The sequence below is a fragment of the Neptuniibacter marinus genome (assembly GCF_001597725.1).
Lineage (GTDB): Bacteria > Pseudomonadota > Gammaproteobacteria > Pseudomonadales > Balneatricaceae > Neptuniibacter > Neptuniibacter marinus.
The window spans coordinates 70312-87564 of record NZ_LUTR01000006.1 but is presented as its reverse complement, the minus strand read 5'-3'; the positions used below and the strand labels follow the sequence as shown (position 1 = coordinate 87564).

General features: G+C 44.0%; 16 protein-coding genes. 10 read left to right on the top strand and 6 right to left on the bottom strand.

The genetic code is table 11. From position 1 onward, the window contains the following. Positions 1–354 precede the first annotated feature (354 nt). The 3 genes from trpE to rpe form a co-directional block, all read right to left on the bottom strand. Complete coding sequence (gene trpE / locus A3774_RS06930) at positions 355–1854, bottom strand: anthranilate synthase component I (protein ID WP_067865273.1); 1500 nt, start codon at positions 1852–1854, stop codon at positions 355–357. A 628-nt stretch (positions 1855–2482) separates the two neighbouring features. Next, positions 2483–3157 carry a phosphoglycolate phosphatase gene (locus A3774_RS06925; RefSeq protein ID WP_067865271.1) on the bottom strand — a complete coding sequence of 225 codons (675 nt, stop codon included), beginning with the start codon at positions 3155–3157 and terminating at the stop codon, positions 2483–2485. A gap of 2 nt (positions 3158–3159) precedes the next feature. Continuing rightward, complete coding sequence (gene rpe / locus A3774_RS06920) at positions 3160–3834, bottom strand: ribulose-phosphate 3-epimerase (RefSeq protein ID WP_067865268.1); 675 nt, start codon at positions 3832–3834, stop codon at positions 3160–3162. Positions 3835–3921: 87 nt separating this feature from the next. Here rpe and A3774_RS06915 point away from each other — a divergent pair, with 87 nt between their 5' ends. Further along, positions 3922–5016 (top strand): DUF3530 family protein, encoded by a 1095-nt coding sequence (locus tag A3774_RS06915; protein WP_067865265.1) that lies wholly within the window; start codon positions 3922–3924, stop codon positions 5014–5016. A gap of 39 nt (positions 5017–5055) precedes the next feature. Here the strand turns inward: A3774_RS06915 and djlA are convergent, their stop codons facing one another. The 3 genes from djlA to A3774_RS06900 are packed head-to-tail and all read right to left on the bottom strand — an operon-like array spanning position 5056 to position 7599. Further along, a complete protein-coding gene (gene djlA / locus A3774_RS06910) occupies positions 5056–5880 on the bottom strand; it encodes a co-chaperone DjlA (protein WP_067865262.1) in 825 nt (274 codons plus the stop codon). Next, positions 5870–6559 carry an N-acetylmuramate alpha-1-phosphate uridylyltransferase MurU gene (murU, locus tag A3774_RS06905; RefSeq protein WP_067865260.1) on the bottom strand — a complete coding sequence of 230 codons (690 nt, stop codon included), beginning with the start codon at positions 6557–6559 and terminating at the stop codon, positions 5870–5872. The genes djlA and murU overlap by 11 nt, the downstream gene beginning before the upstream one ends. Continuing rightward, positions 6556–7599, bottom strand: coding sequence for an aminoglycoside phosphotransferase family protein (locus A3774_RS06900; RefSeq protein ID WP_067865255.1), 1044 nt, complete (start codon positions 7597–7599; stop codon positions 6556–6558). Before A3774_RS06900 ends, murU begins: the two co-directional genes overlap by 4 nt. A 241-nt stretch (positions 7600–7840) precedes the next feature. Between A3774_RS06900 and lptD the strand changes: the two genes are divergently transcribed. From lptD to A3774_RS06855, 9 genes are read left to right on the top strand one after another with little or no spacing between them, the layout of a single operon-like run. Further along, positions 7841–10720, top strand: a complete 2880-nt coding sequence (gene lptD / locus A3774_RS06895) for an LPS-assembly protein LptD (protein ID WP_067865252.1) — start codon at positions 7841–7843, stop codon at positions 10718–10720. Next, complete coding sequence (locus A3774_RS06890; protein WP_067865249.1) at positions 10710–12002, top strand: peptidylprolyl isomerase; 1293 nt, start codon at positions 10710–10712, stop codon at positions 12000–12002. Before lptD ends, A3774_RS06890 begins: the two co-directional genes overlap by 11 nt. Positions 12003–12007: 5 nt before the next feature. After that, positions 12008–13006, top strand: coding sequence for a 4-hydroxythreonine-4-phosphate dehydrogenase PdxA (gene pdxA, locus A3774_RS06885; RefSeq protein WP_067865246.1), 999 nt, complete (start codon positions 12008–12010; stop codon positions 13004–13006). 3 nt (positions 13007–13009) lie between these two features. Then, positions 13010–13834 (top strand): 16S rRNA (adenine(1518)-N(6)/adenine(1519)-N(6))-dimethyltransferase RsmA, encoded by an 825-nt coding sequence (rsmA, locus tag A3774_RS06880; RefSeq protein WP_067865243.1) that lies wholly within the window; start codon positions 13010–13012, stop codon positions 13832–13834. Beyond that, a complete protein-coding gene (apaG, locus tag A3774_RS06875; protein ID WP_067865239.1) occupies positions 13827–14213 on the top strand; it encodes a Co2+/Mg2+ efflux protein ApaG in 387 nt (128 codons plus the stop codon). The genes rsmA and apaG overlap by 8 nt, the downstream gene beginning before the upstream one ends. 24 nt (positions 14214–14237) lie before the next feature. Then, entirely contained in the window at positions 14238–15101 is an 864-nt protein-coding gene (locus tag A3774_RS06870; RefSeq protein WP_067865236.1) for a symmetrical bis(5'-nucleosyl)-tetraphosphatase, read from the top strand. After that, on the top strand, positions 15098–15418 hold the full coding sequence (glpE, locus tag A3774_RS06865; protein ID WP_067865234.1) for a thiosulfate sulfurtransferase GlpE: 321 nt from the start codon (positions 15098–15100) through the stop codon (positions 15416–15418). The genes A3774_RS06870 and glpE overlap by 4 nt, the downstream gene beginning before the upstream one ends. Beyond that, a complete protein-coding gene (locus A3774_RS17160; protein WP_067865231.1) occupies positions 15418–16518 on the top strand; it encodes a hypothetical protein in 1101 nt (366 codons plus the stop codon). Before glpE ends, A3774_RS17160 begins: the two co-directional genes overlap by 1 nt. Further along, a complete protein-coding gene (locus tag A3774_RS06855; RefSeq protein ID WP_067865228.1) occupies positions 16518–17249 on the top strand; it encodes a pteridine reductase in 732 nt (243 codons plus the stop codon). The genes A3774_RS17160 and A3774_RS06855 overlap by 1 nt, the downstream gene beginning before the upstream one ends. The last annotated feature ends 4 nt before the right edge of the window (positions 17250–17253 follow it).

Here is a 17253-nt window from a genome sequence, read left to right as displayed (position 1 = left end):
GAGACAGAACAATAGTTCAAATACTGCACTAAAAAAGAGCAGAAAATTAATCTCACGCAATATAACAGCCCTTAAAGTTAAAAAACTTTAGCTGACGCGATTAAAAATTAAAGAGATTAAATAACGCTCTCCAAAGGAAACGTTAGATAAAAAAGCAGAGATGATATAGAGGTTTTAGCTATAAAAAGCCAAACAAGGGAAGGTAAAACAAAGAATCGCGCAATATGGAACAGAAAGGCATTTAACAAAGGGCTTATCAAACACGGATAACAGCTTCTAAACATTTTCCTCTCAACAAAAAATAAAAAACACTCGACATTGTCATCGAGTGTTTCAATAAGCAATACCTAGCTTCTAGGTTTCGGAATTGGCCAGATTATCTAAACCCCGCTCAACCATAGCCACGGCACTAAAGATAGCCCGCCCCTTATTCATTGTTTCTTTCCACTCTAGTCGCGGAACTGAATCAGCCACAATTCCAGCACCTGCCTGAATATGCAATACATTATCTTTAATAACAGCAGTTCTGATCGCTATAGCCGTATCCATATTGCCATTCCAAGATAGATACCCTACCGCACCACCATAAACACCGCGCTTAACCGATTCCATCTCATCAATAATTTCCATAGCCCGTACTTTAGGCGCGCCACTCAACGTACCTGCAGGCAACGTTGCACGCAAAACATCCATCGCTGACACATCAGGTTTCAACTTTGCATTCACATTGGAGACTATATGCATAACATGGGAGTAACGTTCAATCACCATCTTATCGGTAAGCTCTACCGCACCGATCTCAGCAACTCGACCTACATCATTGCGCCCTAAATCGATTAACATTAGATGTTCAGCAATCTCTTTAGGATCGGCAAGCAGCTCCTTCTCCATAGCAAGATCTTCTTCCGGAGTCGCTCCTCTCTTACGCGTTCCAGCAATAGGACGCACACTTACCTGCCCATCTTCAACTCGAGCAAGAATTTCTGGTGACGACCCCACAACATGAAAATCATCCAGATTAAGAACATACATATACGGTGAAGGATTTAAACACCGCAATGCTCGATATAGATCCAACGGTTTACTACTAAAAGGAATGGACATACGTTGGGAAATGACACACTGCATAATGTCACCATCCAAAACGTATTCTTTAATTTTATCCACAGCTTCGATAAATGCCTGCTCTCCGAAACTAGATTTAAATTCGGATTCATTGACAATTCGTTGCTGCCCAGACGACTTATCACCATAAGGTGTTGCGGACCTTAGCTGGAGTACAAGCTCATCAAGGCGACTCTGCGCTTTCTCATATGCATTAGCTTCTGCAGGATCAGCATGACAAATCAGCACTAATTTCCCAGCAAGATTATCAAATACAACCAACTCATCTGAAAGCATTAAAAGAATATCAGGCGTACCTAAAACATCCTCAGGACAACTATCTTTTAAACGTTTTTCCACATACCGAACACAGTCATAACCAAAGTACCCAACTAGGCCACCGTTAAAGCGAGGTAAACCCTCTATTTCAGGAACGCGATAACGTGCCTGAAAACTTTCTACAAAATCGAGCGGATCATCTACTTGATGGCTCTCGATTAGCTCATCCTCCTCAAAAATAGAAACATTCTCACCGAATATCTTTAAAACTGTTCGACTAGGCAGACCAATAATAGAATAACGCCCCCACGTCTCACCGCCCTCAACAGACTCCAGCAAATAGCTATAAGGTGCATTCGCTAACTTTTTGTAAGTAGAAAGAGGGGTATCTAAGTCCGCCAATACCTCACGCGTAACAGGGATACGATTAAAATTCTGCGCGGACAGTTCCGCGAACTGTTCTGGTGTCATGATAGGTCTCTCACAATGCCGATAAACTGTATTTTAAGACGTACTGAGCAGCACAATATAGAGGTAGGTACAGTAATAAAACTGGGATATGAAATCCACAACTCTGTTTGATATATAAAGTTGAGATTAAAGGATATCAAGCCTGCCTAAACTAACGTCTGCTTATGTAAAAACTTCAGACACGCCATCGCCATGACTCTCGAAGAGCAGCGAAATAAACACGTACCGTAATTTTCATTAGCATAGCTGTAGTAAGTAACATTACGTCAGGCTTAGATTTAAGTTAAAGAGAGATAAACCATATAGCAGCAACTAATTTGAATCAACCACCATCAGCAGGAAATATAACTAAATCAGTTTTTCTATACCAGCAGCCGCGAGAATCACCAGCAAGGTTATTAAGGAAGTAGCAAAAAAAAGCCTCGGATAACCGAGGCATAAATAAGTGCTGTGATAAAATCTAGCCTTGTTTCTAACTTAGGTCTCGAACAATAAAAAACTAAAACTCCAAGCCAAAAAACCGCCTACAGCTTGAAAGTACGCCTATGCTACCCAATCAAAAAACAACAAAAAAGTCGACTTTAATATCAAGAACAATCACTTTTTACGAAACGTTTCCACAACACACTCACAAAAGCAGATCTAACCTATCCACAATCAAATCCGGCTTAGCGAGAGATATAGCTTCGCCATGGTTATAACCATAAGGCACGCATACAACAGGACAACCTGCAGCTCTTGCTGCGCTAACATCATTAATAGAATCGCCCACCATTAATGAATTTTCAGCTGCGACATCACATCGACGCATAGCATCCAACAACGGCAAAGGATCTGGCTTTTTCTTAGCCAAGCTATCGCCCCCTAATACGACACTAAAAAACCGCTCCAACCCAAATCCAGTTAACATTGAGTGGGTAAAGTCTATCGGCTTATTCGTTACAAGGCCTAGCTTAATATCTTGCTCCACTAAGCCTTCTAAACATTCCAGAGCACCGGGATAGAGCTGACTTTGGTCCGCAGTAGCTTCACCGTAAAAACGCAAAAATAAAGCATACGCCTGCTCAAATAAGCTTTCATCAACCATCGCAGCATGAGAAGCATCCAGCAAAGCACGTCGTACTAGAGCCGCGGCACCTTTACCTACCCAACCAATCACTTTATCCACACCGGCTTCAGGCAAACCTAGAGCAAGTAGCATTTTATCAATAGCACAAGCGAGATCGGGAACACTATCAACTAGCGTCCCATCCAAATCAAACATAACAAGATCCGGATACTGCCCACCAAAAAGCTGACGCACAATCAACGACCTACCAATGCTAATTGTTCACGCATTTGCTGAATCGTTGCCGCATAATCATCCGTATTAAAGATGGCAGACCCTGCCACAAAAGTGTCTGCGCCTGCTTCAGCAATCTCTCTGATGTTACCCACACCAACGCCCCCATCAACCTCTAAACGAATATCTAAACCACTTTTATCAATAATTTCACGTGCCTGACGAAGCTTATCCAGTGTTCTTGGAATAAACTTTTGTCCACCAAAACCTGGATTAACCGACATCAGCAACACCATATCAACCTTATCCAGAACATACTCTAAATGACTCAACGGCGTCGCAGGGTTAAATACAAGGCCCGACTTACAGCCCGCATCTTTAATCATCTGCAGAGAACGATCCACATGCTCTGAACCTTCAGGATGAAAAGTGATATAACTCGCGCCTGCTTCAATAAAGTCACCAATAAGACGATCAACAGGCTTTACCATCAAATGCACATCTATAGGCGCTTTAATACCGTGTTTACGTAATGCGCTACACACCATTGGCCCAATTGTAAGATTAGGTACGTAGTGATTATCCATAACATCAAAATGAACAATATCCGCCCCCGCAGTTAATACATTCTCAACCTCTTCACCTAAACGCGCGAAATCAGCAGACAATATCGAAGGGGCGATCTTAAAATCAGGCATATTTTTGATCCAAAAAGTATAGAGTTAACCCATTTTAACGGAGCAAGCATCTTGCTGTCAGCCTACATCTTACTCATAATCAGAAATATGAAACTTATACTGCCTATTTTAGCCTCTCTATTTACATTCACCTCACTCAGTTACGCGGCTGACAATGAGGATTCGACCGCTGCCCCACCGGAGGCCACAGCACCGCTATCCCCAGCGGCTCAAAAATCTCGAATCGAACCTAGTTTAGATGAAAATAGAATTCAAGAATTAGTAAAGAACACACCTGAAGAAACAGAACTACTTCAATTAGATACAGGCAAAGCCGACGAAAAACTTATTGGTTTTTACCGCACGGAAGGTAGCGGTATCACTCAAGGCGGTATTATTATATTTCCTGACCAGAACACTCATATGGCATGGCCAGACAACCTAAAATACCTAAGTGAAGGATTATCTGAATTTGGATGGTATACATTAGCTATCTATCTACCGCAACCAGCAAGACTACCCATTCCAGAAAGAACACTACCTACATTATCCAACCTCACCCCAACAAACCCTTCGAGGGAAAGTGAAGACTCGGAACCAGCCAATAATGCACCTTCAGCCAAAGAGATAACCTCCACCCCGACGACAGACACCCCAAAAGACGAAGCTACCGATACTCCGAAAGAGCCCTACGAAGAGACTATTTTCCGCCTAGGTAAAACAGCTATTAGCTACATGGAAAGCCGCGAGAATTTAGACCGATTCATCATTATTGGCGTAGGAACCGGAGCCACTTGGGCCGCACAGTACGTTAATAAATTTCAAGAGGAGCAAGATCTTAGACTTCTAATGGTTGACGCTAAGTCTCCAGCAGACAGCTCGCTACCCAGCCTCTCTACCATACTTCCGGAGATCAAAGATACAATTATTGACCTGCACCACAGCTCACCCAGATCATCCGCGATAAACCTAACACAAAACGCCACGAACAGCCGATTACGGCTAGCTCGCCATAATAAAATGAATAATTTCCATCAGAGCAGAATGCCTGCCATGACTGATAATTGGAAACGAAATAGCTCTTGGCTGCTAAAACATGTACGCGGCACAATAAACACTTATGTAATAAAAGCTGAAGAAGCTGAGCGCGCCATAAAACTCAATAACAAAATACCCAGCAACGAACAAGCTCCTGGGCAATAATTCCTTTAAGCCTCAATCAACATAACAAGAGATCAGGTGTTACGAATCACGTGCATTTTTAATCCGTTCATAAGCTGCCTGAATCTCTTGGCACTTTTCTTTAGCTATCTCAATCATCTCTTCAGGTAAGCCCTTAGAAACTAGCTTATCTGGGTGATGCTGACTCATATGACGGCGATAAGCCTTCTTCACTTCCGCATCACTTGCATCACTACGAACACCCAAAACAGCGTAAGCATCTTCAAGCATCACACCACTATCGACACCATCATGCCCATGACGATAGAAATCACGTTCTGCTTTAACCCGTGATATTACTTCTTCTACGGAATCAACACCAAAATCCAACAACTGACACACAGCATCAATTACCTTAAGCTCAGCTTCACTCACTTCACCATCAGCCATAGCAGCTTGCAGCTGAATCTCTACGAACATGAGTTTTACGGTGGGCCTAGATCTCAGCATAATAGATAGAGGCTTAAGGACTTTACTTAAATCGAACTCAGGATCTTTCCCTTCTGAAAAGAAAGACATCGCCTGCAATTTACGAGACTCATCCAAACGCATCTGAACCATTACATTTCGTGCGTACTGAATTTCATCTTCAGTCACTCGACCATCTGCCTTCGCTATCCTCCCCATTACGATAAAGGTTGCTTTAAAAAAAGCCTCCTGAGGGTTCACTGCAGCCGCCGCACCTTTAAGGGCTCTACCAACCAAAAAGCCTACAAAACCGCCAAAAACTATCCCCCACAATCCGCCGGTAAACAAACCAACCGCCGCCCCCAACAGGATTGACGTAGAATACTTTTTAAAGACTGAGCCCAGCTCTGCGCCTTTTTGCTGTGGATCAAAAGCCATCTATTTTTTGCTCCTGTACTAAATAATCAATCTGTCGCAAGCGCTCCGGAGTGCCGACATCGGCCCAAAAACCGTCATACACAGCCCCACGAGCCTCGCCTTTGACAATAGCTTCTCGCAGAATAGGTCCCAACGCAGCAACCTCCCCCTCCACCAAATCGGCAAACATCTCTAGTGGCAATACACTAACACCACTAAAAGTGTATTTCTCCCCACGATCCGCATACAACCGCCCTTCATTCAAACAAAAATCCCCTTCTGGATTATGGGCCGGATTAGGCACTAGCACCAAATAAGGTGATTTATCAGCCAACTGATTGAGCGAAGAATAAGGAAAGTCCGTAAAAACATCACCATTAACTAAGATAAATGAGGTTTCATCTTTAGATTCAAGCAGCGGCAACGCTTTTCTAATACCACCCGCAGTTTCTAATGGCTCCGCTTCTCGAGAGAAGACGATATTAGCACCAAACCGTCTGCCATCACCTAGATAAGCTTCAATCTGATCACCTAACCAGGCGTGATTAACGACAATATCACTAAAGCCTGCAGCCACTAAACGCCGAACATGATATTCAATCAAAGGAACGCCAGCTATTTCCAAAAGAGGCTTAGGGGTTGTCAGCGTAAGCGGTCTCATCCGTTTCCCCATACCAGCAGCCAAAATCATTGCTTTCATTCAACAACCCAATTATTCAATACATCAGCATCAAAATACTGACTTTTCTGCATACGAGGCACCACTTTTTGCACTAACCAGCCAGCAATGGGCTTCAGTTCTTCTGTTTTTGCTGCCACTGCAATCAAATAGTTCATAGTACGAGGAATATCAGACAAATAACCTGATTTACCATCACGGATATTTAATCGAGCAAAAATCCCAATGGCTTTTAAATGACGCTGAGCACCCATAAGATCAAACCAGCGAACAAAATGAGCCTGATCTGGCATCATCTGCCCGTTCTCAATCAAGCTTAGGCGATACTGTTCTACCCAACGATACACCTGATCATCAGGCCAGCTGATATAGCAATCACGCAATATAGAAGCAAGATCGTAAGTGACCGGCCCCTCAACCGCATCTTGAAAATCAATTACACCGGGTGCTTTACCCTCTCGGCACATTAAGTTCCTAGAATGGAAATCTCTATGCACAAACACTAATGGCTGCTCTAGCGCAGAATCGATCACATAGTTAAATAGAAACCTAAGCATCTGCTGTTCATCGACATCTAATTCAATCCCTAAAAGCTTCTGTAAAAACCACTCTCGGAACAACTCCACCTCTCTATCCAGAAGGGTGCGGTCATAAAGAGGTAGTACCGCAGGCTTGCAGCTTTGTATAATCAATAAACTATCTAATGCATCAGCATAAAGCTGCTCAACAGAAGACTTATTTAATTTATTTAAATAAAGATCATCGCCAAAATCCTCCAACAGCATAAAGCCTTGCTGCAAATCATATCTATGCACGTGAGGTACTGAAACAGCTATTTTTTCCAACTCAGCAGCAATTGAGACAAAAGGGCGGCTATCTTCTTTTTCCGGTGGTGCATCCACAGCGATCCAACTCGCACCATTAGATTTTGCACGAAAATAACGTCGAAAACTCGCATCTCCAGAGACAGGTAGTAGTTGCCATTCACTAACATCAAACAGATTGAACGCCAATAGCTCACGCCCTAACCATTGCTTCAACTGCGTATATCGCTGATCCATTAAACTGTTTCGCCCTATATCTTAAGCTTATTTTTCGCCTATTATTACACTCCACCCCCTTAAATGGGTACAACATCACTCGATATAAGTATAAAGAACCGAACAATCCACATAAAAAACAAGCGAATGCTACACTCGCCGCGGAGAATGATTTATCATTCTCCGCTTTATACTTTGTTTAACAGAGGTTCGGGCAATTACCGGATTCTCCGGAAACTGCTGAAACGGATTTAGTTAATAGATGCCCTTCGCCAAACGTTCAACATATACGCTAACAATTGCTATCAGTGCTGCATTACTTTCTAGCTATGCAGCTGCGGAAGCGACGACTCCAGACCAAGAGATGGCCTGGAGCTGTAATATGACTAAAGATGGTGAATGGGATTGCTCCGCTGACGAAGAAGCCGTCAACACTGCTGAAGAAGCAGAGCCGGTACAAAGTAGATCTGAAACAACATCAAATACAGCTCAAGACACTAGCAAAGCAGCAGATTCGGTTGACATTCAGCCGGCACCAACAGCCATTGCTGCACCCATTACAACAGTCCGTCCCGAGAAACCTCAACAAACAAACTCGCAGAATAAGAAAAAAGAACCAATTACAAAACCACCTGCTGTTGCGGTCAAGCCAACATCAAATGGTGTTTGGGATTGCGTAGCGAACCAAGCAGGTGAGTGGGTATGTAATGGAGAGGAAGGAAGCACTCAAGCGATCGCATCCCAACCAGCAATTAAAAACGCCCAACCAAAACCAGTACAAACCGCACCAGCTGCAGTAAACACACAACCAATAACAACGGCTGAAGTTATCGGTAATGAGTGGCAATGTAGCACATCCGCCAGTGGCGATTGGGATTGTAGCAAGGTAAATATCCACGCTCTTTCAGTCCCTAGCGGACACACAAACAAAGGCCCATCAACTCCGGCTTACATTACAGAAAACCCATACTCACACTTAGATTGGGCCTACTATAGAAACCCTGTTGGGCAACAGTGTGCAGGACGTTATTTAGAACCGGAATACCCTATCACTGGTGATGAAAGGCTCGATAATCCGCCGTTATACTTTGAAGCTGACCAATCCTCTACCATTATTGGTGGACTAAGCCAACTATCAGGCGGCGTTCAAATGCGACAGGGCCAACGACGCTTAAATTCAAGTAATGCTGAACTCGATCAAGTAACCAACAAAGCCCGCTTTGATGGCAACGTACAATATAGAGAGCCTGGCTTACTACTACTCAGCGACAATGCTCAAGTTGATACAGTCACTTCTGAAGCTATCTTCAGTAATACTCACTATGTTATGCATGAGGAAGGACTAAGAGGTAGCGCAGATCGGATTATCCGTTTAGAAGATGAGCGCTTGCGTATGGAAAATGGCGATTACACCTACTGCCCTCCTTACAGCGAAGCGTGGCAACTCCATGCAGATAGCATAGTTATTAACAAACAAGAGGGATACGGTGAAGCAGAGGATGCTGTACTACGCGTCGCTGGTGTCCCTATATTTTACACCCCCTACTTTACCTTCCCTATTGATGATCGTCGCAAATCAGGTTTCTTATCGCCCAGCCTAGGCTATAGCGGCGACAGTGGTTTCGATGTTTCTGTACCTTATTATTTCAACATTGCACCAAATCTAGATGACACATTAACGACTAGGCTAATAACGGATCGCGGGCTTATGCTAGAAAACGAGCTCCGATATATGAATAGTTGGTCAAAAAACACCATCAATACAGCTTACATTAATAACGACGATGTTATCGATGACAACCGCTGGCTACTAGGTATAGAGCACACTGGCCACTTTGCTGATAACTGGCACACAAATGTAGATTACACCGCAGTAAGTGATGACGATTACTTCGATGACCTAGATACCAATTTGGAAATATCTCGCCAGAACCATTTAGATAAGCGGGCCGATATCTCCTATATTAAAGAAAACTGGCAATTTAGAGCTAGAGTTCATGACTATCAGACAATAGATCAGAGTAGTAAATCACCTTATAAACGCCTGCCTCAGTTAAGACTTACTGGCATAGAAAACTTCGGCACGGGTGGGGAATTTAAGTACTTAACTGAATACACCCAGTTTGATCGTAATTTAACGGGGCTCACTGGAAGTGACCGGATAATAGGTGAACGACGATTTATACACCCCACTTTAAATTATAGATGGCAAAACTCTTGGGGGTATTTAAAACCTCAGTTAGGACTTTGGAGCTCTTCATATTCATTGGAAAATCAAGTTTCAGGATATGACTCAGATCCGAATATTAACGTTCCGATCCTCAGCATAGATAGTGGACTCTTTTTTGAACGCGCCATGTCTAATGGCGGCACCCAAACCTTAGAACCAAGGTTCTTCGCTTTATATGTACCTGAAGAAGATCAAGACAGCATACCCAACTTCGACACCTCTGAGCTAACATTTGATTACAGCTCACTATTCCGCACCAATCGTTTCAGTGGTTCAGACCGAATCGGAGATGCCGAGCAACTATCACTAGGTATTACCACTAGGATTCACACAGAAAGCGGCTTTGAACAAGCAAGTTTCAGCATAGGCCAGGCCTACTATTTTGCTGACAGAAAAATCCAACTCGATAACACCGACCCCGACGAAACTAGCGGTCAAAGCGATATAGCAACACAAGCCGCCTGGAACTTATCTCCCAATTTTAGGGTCAGCTTAGATACCATTTTAGATAACAGCGATTACAAAGTTTCAGAATCTAGCGCCAGATTACGTTATAACAGCGACTCCAATCATCGATTCAACTTTAGTTATCGCTTCAAAGATACAACAAGGGAACAAACTGATTTATCATTCATCTGGCCACTTGCCAATAACTGGACAGGTATGGGACGTTGGTTATATGACATCCAAGACAGCGACAGTCTTGAAACAGCCCTGGGTGTCGAGTATGAAAGCTGCTGTTGGAAAGTTAGCTTTGCAGGGCGCCGCTGGCTTGATGACACAGATGAATTTGATACAGGCATTTTCCTTAAATTTACCCTTAAAGGACTCGGCTCATTCGGAAGCGGCGATAGCAGCTTCATGGATGACATAATCGGCTATGAAGAGCGTGAAGAGCAAAATGAAGACTAAGCTCAGAAAAATATTTTCAATCGCAGCACTAACTCTGCTAATTCCTACCCACTCAGCACTGGCGGACGCAGTACCCCTTGACCAAGTCGTTGCCGTGGTCAATGACGGTATTGTTATGCAGAGCGAACTTGATCAACGCGTTGCCATAACTCGTGAACAGCTATCCGCCCGCAACACAAAGTTACCTCCCGATAATATCTTCCGCAAGCAGGTTCTAGATCGATTAATATTGGAAAGCATTCAAAAACAGCTTGCTCTACAGCAAGGGATTCGTATCTCTGATAGCCAGCTCAACAACACCTTAAACGGCATCGCCTCACAAAACGGCTTATCATTAGAGCAGTTCCGCGAAGCATTGATCGCCGAAGGACGGAACTACGCCCAAGTCAGAGAGCAAATTCGCGGCGAATTACTACTTAACAGTGTCCAGCAAAATATGGTCAACCGACGTATTCGCGTATCAGAACAAGAGCTCGACAACTTTTTGAAATCCGAAACAGGCCAAAGCCAGCTGTCTGCAGAATATTCCTTAGGGCATATTTTGATTGCTACCCCCTCTCAAGCATCACCAGAGATGATTCAACGAGCAGAAAGAATTGCTAAAGATATTCACACTAAACTCGAAAATGGAGAGGACTTCTCCAAGCTCGCCGTGGAATTTTCCAACGCACCTAACGCACTTAATGGTGGCGACCTAGGCTGGAGAAAGGCCGCAGAATTACCTGAAACTTTAGGGAATGCAGCGCGCCAACTTTCCCCCTCAGAATTCAGCAAACCTATACGCTCATCAAGCGGCTTCCATATCATTCTAATGAAGGATAAACGCGGCGGTTCAGTACAATTAGTAGAGCAACGCCTTGTAAGCCACATATTACTTAAACCAAGTGAAATTAGAACGTCCGCTCAGGCGCAACAACAAATAATGGATATCAAAAAACGAATCGATAACGGCGAATCATTTGCATCATTAGCAAAAGAGTTTAGTGATGATCCTGCGAGCGGTTCAGAAGGCGGGTCTCTCGGCTGGACTCAAGATGGACAGATGGTCCCTGAATTTGAAGAGGTGATGAACAATACACCTACAGGGCAAGTATCAGCACCTTTTGAATCACGCTTTGGCTGGCATATCCTAACCGTCCTAGATAAACGCACCCAAGATCTAGGCGAAGAGATGCAAGAAAACCGTGCACGAGCCGTTATCCAAAAACGTAAGTTCAATGAAGAACTAACTAATTGGTTACGCGAGATACGTTCACAAGCTTATGTAGACATCAAGGAGTAATCAGCTTGGGGACGAACCGCCTTGTCATTACACCAGGTGAACCTTCGGGAATTGGCCCTGACTTGTGCATTCAAATTGCACAGTTAGGGCACATTGATGAGTTAGTTGTCATTGCTGACCCAGAGCTTCTTCGTCAACGGGCGAAGCAATTGCAACTTCCGCTCAACATTGAGCAATTCGACCCCACTCAACCCGCATCACCAACACCAGCCAGAACATTAAAAGTAATTCCCGTTCCGCTGAAAGCAGACGCCATCCCCGGAAAGCTCAATACCGCAAATGCGGAATATGTTTTAGCTACATTATCCCTAGCAGCTAACGGCTGCTTAGATGGTACTTTCTCTGCACTTATTACAGCACCGGTTCATAAAGGTGTAATCAATGACGCCGGCATACCCTTCAGTGGCCACACAGAATTTCTCGAAGCATTAACAAAGACAAGTAAAGTGGTCATGATGTTAGCAACCGAAGGGCTACGTGTTGCTTTAGCCACCACCCATTTACCACTTCGAGAAATAGCCGATGCGATCACACCCGCCCTACTGACCGAAGTGATTGAAGTCCTCAATCAGGATCTAAAATCCAGTTTTGGAATTAAGTCGCCTAAAATATTGGTCACAGGTCTTAATCCCCATGCAGGCGAAGGCGGCCATTTAGGTATGGAAGAGATTGAAGTTATTGAACCTACTCTGGGAAAATTAAAAGCTAAAGGGATTAATCTAATCGGCCCCCTCCCCGCCGATACCTTATTTACCGAGAAATACCTACAAACCGCTGATGCCGTATTAGCTATGTACCACGACCAAGGCCTTCCCGTGCTAAAATACAAAGGTTTCGGCAAAGCAGTAAATATTACCTTAGGCATGCCCATTATCCGTACGTCGGTCGATCATGGCACAGCACTCGATTTAGCAGGCACAGGAACTGCAGATCTAGGAAGCCTATTAACAGCAATAGATTATGCTGGCGAAATGTCTCGCCATCGCAGCCAACTCGCGAACTAATTCATGAGCAAAAAACCAATAGCACATAAAGCCCGAAAACGTTTTGGGCAAAACTTCCTGCATGATCACGGCGTTATTCGCCGTATTATCCGTGCAATTTCACCTCATGAATCAGACCAAATTGTTGAAATTGGACCCGGGTTAGGCGCCTTAACTGAAGAACTGTTATCTGAAGCAGGAGAGTTAGATGCAGTAGAGCTCGATAGAGACCTTCCACCTATCTTACGCACTAAATTTTTTATGTATGGGGACAAATTCCGCATTCATGAAGCGGATGCAATGAAATTTGATTTCTCACAACTTCGCAAAAACGAAAAGCGCCTACGTATAGTCGGAAACCTACCTTATAACATATCAACCCAATTAATCTTCCACCTACTTAGCCATTCAGACAATGTGGAAGACATGCACTTTATGCTACAAAAAGAGGTGGTTGATAGAATGGCCGCTGGGCCTGGTGAAAATAACTACGGTCGACTGGGAATTATGGCGCAATATTACTGTAATGTGGAATCGCTATTTAAAGTACCACCCGGTGCTTTTAACCCTGCCCCAAAAGTAGATTCAGCGATCATACGCTTAACGCCATATCATGAATTACCCTATACCGCCGAAGATATCGAGCAATTCCAAGTGGTCGTAAGAACTGCATTCAATATGCGCCGCAAAACTTTACGTAACAATCTAAAGCCATTACTCAGTGCCGAAGCACTCGAGAGCATTGGAATTGATCCAACACTACGTCCAGAACGATTATCAGTTGCTGATTTTGTCACTATAAGCAACTACCTTACTCAACACAAAGGCAAAGAAAAAATTAATGGATAATATGTCGCTTGGGGATAAAATAACTATAGAAGTCAACACAGCCTATCTGGATAAGCAATCTGACCCCGATAGCAAGCGTTACGTGTTTTCTTACCAAATTACAATTACCAATCACAATCCCATTCCAGTACAGCTTCTAAATAGATATTGGTTAATTACCGATGGAAATCAACACATTCAAGAAGTCCAAGGGGAAGGTGTCGTAGGTGAACAGCCTGTTATAGAGCCCAACTCAAGCTACACTTATACTAGTGGTTCAGTGCTCACCACTAGCGTAGGAAGCATGCAAGGACATTATGAAATGAGCACCGATGAAGGCGAACTGTTTAAAGCGCCCATCACCCCATTTACTTTAGCCAGTCCAAACGCATTACACTAATTAACACGATCAGAGTCGCACTTTATGGCTATATATGCGGTTGGGGATATCCAGGGCTGTTATCAAGAGCTCAGACTTCTCTTACAACAAGTTCAATTCTCCGAGAGTGACCAACTATGGGTCGCAGGCGACTTAGTTAATCGCGGCCCCCAGTCTTTAGAAACCTTAAGGTTTATCAAAGCCTTAGGACCTAGAGCCACCTGCGTACTGGGCAATCATGATCTACACCTTTTAGCCGTGTATTTTGGTGCAACCCATCATAAACGTAGCGATACACTGACACCCATTCTTCAAGCGCCCGATAAACACGAATTGCTCACATGGCTACGTAAACAAAAACTCATGGTTTACGATAAACATGCAAAGGTCGCTATGGTCCATGCCGGCATCCCCCCATGCTGGAGCATTAGCAAAGCACAAAAACGCGCAAAGGAAGTCGAAAAAGTACTTGACAGCACGCTTGCAGGTGAATTTTTTAACCACATGTATGGTAACCAACCTAATACCTGGTCACCCCATCATCAAGGCTGGAACCGCTTAAGACTCATTACTAATTACTTTACACGCATGCGTTTCTGTACAGTAGAGGGTAAATTAGACTTTTCAGCAAAAGGTGATTTAGATTCGCAGCCTCACGGCCATAAACCTTGGTTTCAATTTCCGCGCAAAGATCCAAATGAGCAAGATATACGTATTCTTTTTGGTCACTGGGCTGCATTAGAAGGGGAGGCAAACGCCAAGAATGTCTTTGCCTTAGATACAGGGTGCGTGTGGGGTGGAAAACTCACAACATTACGTTTAGATGATATGCAGTTATTTAGTACACCTTCCATCACGGCAAAACCACTTTCACCTGAAACCAATAACGATACAAAGGTAACCGAATGAGTGAATTCCAATGTATAGACTCCACCCAAGCAGTTGCTCTGCTAGAAGACGGCGCAGAAGTCGTTGATATACGTGACCCTCAAAGCTTTACACAAGGCCACATTTCAGGCTCGTTCAACCTTAGCAATGAAAACATGCACCAATTCATGCATGATGCCGACATGGATAAACCCTTATTAGTCTGTTGCTACCATGGTATCAGTAGCCAATCCGCTGCCCAGTTCTTAGCTGAACAAGGATTTGACCGCGTTTACAGCATCAACGGCGGTTATGAAGCATGGCGCGCAGAACAGCCAACGCTATGTGAGCAAAGCTAATGCAAATTTATCTGGTAGGTGGTGCGGTTAGAGATCACCTCTTAGGTTACCCTGCATTTGATAAAGACTGGGTTGTTGTCGGTGCTACGGCAGAAGAGATGCTATCTCAGGGCTATCAGCCGGTAGGTCAAGATTTCCCTGTATTCATCCACCCCGACACTGGCGAAGAATATGCACTTGCCAGAACAGAACGTAAGTCTGGCAAAGGTTATACCGGCTTCAACTATCATGCCGATCCCTCTGTGACACTAGAAGAGGATCTACTCAGGCGAGATTTAACAATTAATGCAATGGCATTAGGCCCAGATAAGCAACTGATTGACCCCTACAATGGCCAAGAAGATCTACAAAAAAAGTTACTACGCCATGTATCACCTGCATTTTCAGAAGATCCATTAAGAGTACTACGCGTAGCCCGCTTCGCCGCACGGTACGCCCACTTAGGCTTCAGTGTCGCAGATGAAACTCTGACACTTATGCACCAGTTGTCACAAACGGATGAATTAGAACATCTGACCGCAGAACGAGTCTGGAAGGAATTTGAGCGTGCATTAACTGAACGATCACCGGAAATTTTTTTGCAGGTGCTGCATCAAGCGGGCGCCATCACAAAAGTACTGCCTGAGTTCACAGACACCCTTAATGACCCTGATTTTTGCAAGAACTTTGCCACGCTCTGCCATAAAAATGAGAGCGCTATTATTCGTTTCGCCGGCCTACTGTCCTTAGCAAAAAACATCAACACCCTAAGTTTTTGTGATCGTTTACGCGCACCTAACAGTTACAAAGACCTTGCTCTGCAATGCAAAAAACACCACCAGCAGCTCGCCCAATTCGATCACCTAGATGCACAAACAAAGCTAAACACTTTGCTGCAATTAGATCTGATTCGACGCCCACAGCGTCTGCCGCAATTACGTCTGTGCTTAGATACGCTCCACGATACCGTACAGCTCGATAGCCTGCCCCCTATTCTAGAGCAGATAGCCCTAATTCAACCTAAGCAACTTATGGCTGAAGGATTTACGGGGCCCGCATTGGGAGAAGCGATCAACAACCGCCGCCTATCTATCTGCCAACAATTCAATCAGGAGACATAATGAATAAAGTAGCCTTAATTACAGGTGCAGCCAAAAGAGTTGGCTCAACTATCGCCGCACACCTTCACGCCCAAGGCTACTCAGTTATAATTCATTACAACGCATCCCTTAATGAAGCAGAGGCTCTTGCAAACAAGCTCAATAATATCCGCCCAGATAGCGCTGACATACTTCAAGCTGACCTAAATATAATGCACGAGGTCGAGCAACTAGCAAATAGCAGTCTTAATAAATGGGGACGCATTAATCTACTAATCAACAACGCATCAGCCTTCTATCCCACACCTCTAAACACAAGTACACAAGAGCAGTGGGATAATCTAGTAAACTCCAATTTACGCGCACCCTACTTTCTAAGCGCCGCATTAAGCCAAACCCTTCGTCAAAACAACGGCTGCATTATCAATATGATTGATATACACGCACAACGAGGGCTACCAGGTCATCCTATTTATTCGATTGCCAAAGCAGGACTAGAGATGATGACTAAAAGCCTTGCCAAAGAACTGGGGCCAGAAGTTCGCGTTAACGGCGTATCACCCGGGGCTATTTTATGGCCCGATGTAGGCTTATCTCAGGCACAACAAACGGCTATTTTAGATAAAACATTACTAGGAAAAACAGGTGATGCAGAAGATCTAGCAGAAGCCGTCTACTTTTTAGCCAATGCAGACTATATTACCGGCCAAATACTCGCAGTAGACGGTGGAAAATCACTTTATAGCCATTAATTCT

Excerpts from the sequence above, each read along its gene's own strand:
- trpE (WP_067865273.1), bottom strand. The coding sequence starts at position 1,854 with ATGACACCAGAACAGTTCGCGGAACTGTCCGCGCAGAATTTTAATCGT.
- rpe (WP_067865268.1), bottom strand. The coding sequence starts at position 3,834 with ATGCCTGATTTTAAGATCGCCCCTTCGATATTGTCTGCTGATTTCGCG.
- A3774_RS06915 (WP_067865265.1), top strand. The coding sequence starts at position 3,922 with ATGAAACTTATACTGCCTATTTTAGCCTCTCTATTTACATTCACCTCA.
- djlA (WP_067865262.1), bottom strand. The coding sequence starts at position 5,880 with ATGGCTTTTGATCCACAGCAAAAAGGCGCAGAGCTGGGCTCAGTCTTT.
- murU (WP_067865260.1), bottom strand. The coding sequence starts at position 6,559 with ATGAAAGCAATGATTTTGGCTGCTGGTATGGGGAAACGGATGAGACCG.
- A3774_RS06900 (WP_067865255.1), bottom strand. The coding sequence starts at position 7,599 with ATGGATCAGCGATATACGCAGTTGAAGCAATGGTTAGGGCGTGAGCTA.
- lptD (WP_067865252.1), top strand. The coding sequence starts at position 7,841 with ATGCCCTTCGCCAAACGTTCAACATATACGCTAACAATTGCTATCAGT.
- A3774_RS06890 (WP_067865249.1), top strand. The coding sequence starts at position 10,710 with ATGAAGACTAAGCTCAGAAAAATATTTTCAATCGCAGCACTAACTCTG.
- rsmA (WP_067865243.1), top strand. The coding sequence starts at position 13,010 with ATGAGCAAAAAACCAATAGCACATAAAGCCCGAAAACGTTTTGGGCAA.
- apaG (WP_067865239.1), top strand. The coding sequence starts at position 13,827 with ATGGATAATATGTCGCTTGGGGATAAAATAACTATAGAAGTCAACACA.
- A3774_RS06870 (WP_067865236.1), top strand. The coding sequence starts at position 14,238 with ATGGCTATATATGCGGTTGGGGATATCCAGGGCTGTTATCAAGAGCTC.
- glpE (WP_067865234.1), top strand. The coding sequence starts at position 15,098 with ATGAGTGAATTCCAATGTATAGACTCCACCCAAGCAGTTGCTCTGCTA.
- A3774_RS17160 (WP_067865231.1), top strand. The coding sequence starts at position 15,418 with ATGCAAATTTATCTGGTAGGTGGTGCGGTTAGAGATCACCTCTTAGGT.
- A3774_RS06855 (WP_067865228.1), top strand. The coding sequence starts at position 16,518 with ATGAATAAAGTAGCCTTAATTACAGGTGCAGCCAAAAGAGTTGGCTCA.